The organism is Methylobacterium sp. WL9, assembly GCF_008040035.1.
Taxonomy (GTDB): domain Bacteria; phylum Pseudomonadota; class Alphaproteobacteria; order Rhizobiales; family Beijerinckiaceae; genus Methylobacterium; species Methylobacterium thuringiense.
In genome coordinates, this window is the sequence record NZ_VRVE01000141.1 from 1 (window position 1) to 4827 (window position 4827).

A 4827-nucleotide genomic window follows, 5' to 3' on the forward strand; every position below is an offset into this window, starting at 1 on the left:
GTTCTGGTCGAGCGCGGGCTCGGCGGCGACAGCGTCGATCTCGCCGAGCGGCTGGAGCGGTTCTCGCGCGAGCGCGGCGGCCGGGCCGGCGACATGAGACGGCTGGCGGAGGGCTGGGCGCGGCAGGCCGAACGCTCGGGCGTTGCCCCGGAAGATACTGATCTGACTACGGAAATCCTGTCCGAGCCCGGCGCCCTGCTGGCGCTGGCCTACCCCGATCGCATCGCCAAGTCGCGGGGTCGGGACGGGGTCTTCGTGATGGTGAACGGGCGCGCGGGGCGGCTCGACCCCGCGAGCGCGCTGGCCCGGGAGCCCTTCATCGCCGTGGCGGACCTCGTCGGAAGCGCCGCTTCGGGCCGCATTCTGGGTGCTGCCGTGGTTAGTCTCGATGTACTCCATGGTTTAGCCAGGACCAGCATCGAGACCACCACCAGCGTCGCTTTCGACGCGGACCATGGCCAACTGCGGGCCCGCACCGTCCAGAAGCTCGGCGCCATAACCTTAGGTGAACGTCCGCTGCCGGTGCCGGTCGACGAAAGCTCCGCGGAAATCCTCGCCCGCGGCCTCGCCGGTCTCGGCCTCGACAGGCTGCCCTGGAGCCCGGCCCAGACCCAATGGCGGGCGCGGGTCCTCTTCCTCCGTCAGGCCGAGGGCGACGCGTGGCCGGATCTCTCGGACGAGGCGTTGACGGGATCGGTCGAAGACTGGCTCGCCCCGGCGATCGTCGGGCGGACCGGACGCGACTCGGTGACGGCGGAGGATCTCGGCCGGGCGCTCGACGGCCTCTTGCCGTGGACCTTGCGGGCGCGGCTCGATGCGGAGGCGCCGACCCATCTCGACGTGCCGAGCGGATCGCATATCCCGATCGATTACGAATCGGGCCCGGAGCCGGTGTTGGCGGTGCGGGTGCAGGAGCTGTTCGGCCTCGACCGGCATCCGAGCCTCGGCGGCGGCCGGGTGCCGGTGGTGCTCCACCTGCTCTCCCCGGCCCATCGCCCGCTGCAGATCACCCGCGACCTGCCCGGCTTCTGGCGCGGATCCTGGGCCTCGGTGCGCTCCGAGATGCGCGGACGCTATCCGCGCCACCCCTGGCCCGAGGACCCGCTCTCGGAAGCCCCGACGCGGCGGGCCAAGCCAAGGGGCACGTGAGGGCGTGAGCGCCGCCCGGATCACGGCCTGGTTCGACCCGCGCGGACGGCTGTCGCGCCGGGCCTATGGGCGGCGCGTGATACGCCTGCTTCTGCTGTCGGCGGTCCTGTTCTGCGCCGCGATCGCCCTCGGAGCGCAGGGTTGGCGCGCGGGAGCGTTCGCGGCGATGGGCTGCATCGTCGCGCTCTGGCTCGCGAGCCTCGCCCAGACGGTCCGCAGGCTGCATGATCGCGGCCGTACGGGCTGGTGGCTGTCGCTCCCCTTGGCGCTGACGGCGCTCGGCGTCCTGCCGGTCGAGACGCAGGCCGACGCCCACCCGGTCGCCGTGGTGACCTACACCCTGGCCACGCTTGTCGCCTCGCTCTGGTTCCTATCGGAGACCTTCGGCCGGCGCGGCCTGCCCGGCCCGAACCGCCATGGGTCCGAACCCTGCGATCGATGACGGGCCGCTATGGCGCCTGATCGCGAAGTCCGCGCTGTACAGCGCCACCGGCTCCCGATCGCGGGGTGCCTGGAAGCCGCCGCCAAGTCTCGAAACAACGTCGATTCGAGACCCGATCCGGTAAACAGCCGAGCGGATTTTCGATTTTCTGCGTCATATTTCGAATATAAGTGGGTATTTTGAAAATAAGCGTCAAAATAACGGACGGATGAAATATAATGTGCTAAAGGGATTACTAGGCTCGGTTCGAGCGAAACTTTTGCAAAAGGCGTGATGTCGTCGGACTGCAAAACGAATCTTGTCTGATGTCGGTTGGCCCGGCGGACCAGTCGTGTCGTGCCGTCATTCAACAAGCCGGCTTATATCTCGTCGGATGGTGGTCTCGCGCCGTTCGGCGCCGGAATGCATCGCTCCGAGCAGACGAACGATGCGATCGCCGGCCACGATCGGGGGGTCGTCGATGACGGTCTGCTTGGCTGAATCGTCGACATCCTCACAGCGCACTTTCCGAACCGGCGGATGTCGGATCTTCGAACGAAAGCAAGTCGAAGCCGACACTTGGAGCCGCCGGGCTCAATGTCCCGGGTCACGTCTGGGCGGCTCAATCCTCTCGATGGTGACGTCACCGCACAGATCCGACGGGCTGCGCTCGCCCCGGTCTTCAGGTCGCTCCCGGCGGCGAAGGACGCTGCCGTCGCGCTGGGGGATGCGCTCAGACGTCTCCGGTCAAGTAAAGCTTAGTCGTCCGATGCAGATCGTGGCGCACCATCTCCAGAAATGCGCGGCTTCGAAAGGATCCGCTGGATCCGAAGATGCCACGCGTGGCAGCACGATGTGCGGGAGCTTCGCCAATCGTAATGTCGATTGACGGAAAGTCCTCTTGATTTTGCGGGATCTGGTATCGAAAACGACTTCAAGATTGTAAAATAAATCTCTTACAATCTGGTAAGTAATGACTATATCCCAGACGAACCGAAATCGAAAGATGTAAACTTACTCAGGAATTTCGTCGGGTACCCGACAAAGACATGCGGTTATCTTGCCGGGGCGAGAAAAATCCTAAAAAGCGATGCCGTCTTCGACACTCGTTGGCGCGGACGTCCGAGAGACAGCGCGAGCTTTTTCTCTTGTTGGAAAGAGTTCACCGTGTCCGTGCAGCCCTCCGTCAGGAACCGCCTTCTCCGGCACTGCAACCCGTCCGACTTCGCGTTGCTCGAGCCGCATCTGGTCCCTGTCCAACTCGATCTCAAACTGTCGCTGATCTCGCCGCATGAGCCGATCCGCGATCTGGTTTTCCCGGAGAGCGGTTTCGTTTCGATCGTCGCGGGACGGCAGGGGCGTCAGGCCGAGACCGGGCTGATCGGCAACGAGGGCCTCGTCGGCGCCGTACCCATTCTTCTGGCCGGCGACCGGACGCCCGACGCGCATTTCGTGCAGGCTGCCGGACATGGTTTGAGCATCGGCGTCGACGCGTTTCAGGCTGCGACGCGAGCGAGCAGAAGCCTGGAGAAGCTCTTCCTGAGCTTCATCCATACCTTGCTGATCCAGACGGCACAGACGGCCTACGCCAATCTCAGCCACACGCTCGACACACGCCTCGCCCGTTGGCTCCTGATGTGCCAGGACCGTCTCGGCGGCAGTGAACTCGCGGTCACGCACGAGTTTCTCGGGATCATGCTCGGCGTTCAGCGGTCGAGCGTCACGGTGGCGATCCAAGTGATCGAAGGCAACCAGCTCATCCGGGCCCGTCGTGGCCGGATCGAAGTGCTCGACCGGGCCGGCCTGGAAGCGGCAGCCGGCGATTCCTACGGCGTGGCGGAGGCCGAGTACGCACGCCTGATCGGAGCGGCATGACGGACGCGGCCGCGCGGAGTACCGTCGCCATGGCCCGAATATCGTATCGCGGCCATCCGTGATCGGGTGGCCTACACGTTTGCCGTCTGGGTCCAATATTCGGCGATTCCCTGGTGCCGAAGACTTCTTTTGCCAAGCTCTCGAGTTGTGCCGCAGCCAACCGAGCAGTCGCAGTGTCAACAATTCGTAGTTGCACGATTGTTATGTATGGTATACGGCATAGCAATTGTGGGCCGATATTCCCGGGCGTCGGCGGCTGAGAGAGTCCTGCACTTTCGCCCCAGGCTTACGCGGCAGTTGCGGGTAGCCCGATGACACATGCCGACGATCGTATCGTCGCGGAAATCTCGCGTAATATCGCCTTGGTCATGGACGATCTGGGAGAGCGAGAAAGCTTCCGTCTTCGCGTCCTCCTCGAAATGATCGCCCTCGAGTTGGCCAAACAGCCGCGCGAAGGTTCTAAAATTCCTCAACCTGACACACCAGACGGACCTTGAGCGGCGTCCTGCCCGCTTCGTCTCGAACCGTCATCACCAACGTGGTATCCTTCGCATCCTCGGCTTCGGCCGCCGTGAGCGACGTCATCACCCGCAGAGCCTCCCGGCGCAGGGCGGCGAGGTCGGCGATCTCGCGACCTATCTCGTCCGGGATATCGGATCCGTCGTTCAGATCGAAGAAATACCGGGCCAACCTTGCCTCTCCACGGGCTGGGGCAAATCTGCGTAAACCATGGCACCGTGGCACGAAGTATTGGGCCCACAGTCGAGATTAATCTATCGGAATTTCATATGTATGCAACTTTGGCTGGCCGCTGATCTATGGCCATCCCCATGCAAAGCGCACATGGGAATGGCAAAACAATGATATCGAGCGGTCGAAATCGTACGCTTCCGTTCGAAGCCCGCTAAAGAATCGGCTCGGATATTGTATCCGAGCGGATGATTTAAGATATTGGTTTATATCGGACTTTTTGAATCCGGCGGCAATTTTCCGGGCAGAGATTTCAGTGCTCGCGTGCCCTGTCCACCACGTCGCGGGCGGCGGCGAAGGCCTCCTCCGCATCGAGTTCCGTGGTGTCGAGGCGTACGGCGTCCTCTGCGGCTTTGAGCGGCGCGGCGCTGCGCGAAGAATCGCGCGCGTCGCGGGCGCGGATGTCGGCGAGGATCGCGGCCAGCGTCGTCTCCTCGCCTCGGCCGGCGAGTTCGCGGTGGCGGCGGCGGGCGCGTTCCTCGGGCGAGGCCGTGATGAACAGCTTCACCCGCGCGTCGGGGCAGATCACCGTGCCGATGTCGCGTCCGTCGAGCACCGCGCCGGCCTCGCCGCCGGCGAAGCGGCGCTGCCACGACAGAAGCGCGGTCCGAACCTCAGGCACGCTGGAGACC

General features: G+C 64.2%; 5 protein-coding genes. 3 read left to right on the forward strand and 2 right to left on the reverse strand.

From position 1 onward, the window contains the following. The 3 genes from FV217_RS21745 to FV217_RS21755 all read left to right on the forward strand — a co-directional run. On the forward strand, nucleotides 1-1149 hold a 1149-nt coding region (locus FV217_RS21745), incomplete at its 5' end, for an ATP-dependent helicase C-terminal domain-containing protein (RefSeq protein WP_281407183.1). Between the two features lie 4 nt (nucleotides 1150-1153). Next, a complete protein-coding gene (locus tag FV217_RS21750) occupies nucleotides 1154-1591 on the forward strand; it encodes a DUF805 domain-containing protein (RefSeq protein ID WP_147821662.1) in 438 nt (145 codons plus the stop codon). A 1146-nt stretch (nucleotides 1592-2737) separates the two neighbouring features. Next, nucleotides 2738-3445: a Crp/Fnr family transcriptional regulator gene (locus FV217_RS21755; RefSeq protein WP_147821664.1), complete on the forward strand. Its 708-nt coding sequence runs from the start codon at nucleotides 2738-2740 to the stop codon at nucleotides 3443-3445. A gap of 459 nt (nucleotides 3446-3904) precedes the next feature. Here the strand turns inward: FV217_RS21755 and FV217_RS21760 are convergent, their stop codons facing one another. Together FV217_RS21760 and FV217_RS21765 are read right to left on the reverse strand one after the other, a co-directional pair. Further along, complete coding sequence (locus tag FV217_RS21760; RefSeq protein ID WP_147821665.1) at nucleotides 3905-4135, reverse strand: hypothetical protein; 231 nt, start codon at nucleotides 4133-4135, stop codon at nucleotides 3905-3907. A 313-nt stretch (nucleotides 4136-4448) separates the two neighbouring features. Next, nucleotides 4449-4827, reverse strand: a 379-nt coding sequence (locus FV217_RS21765) for a (d)CMP kinase (RefSeq protein WP_147821667.1), incomplete at its 5' end; no start/stop codon positions are given.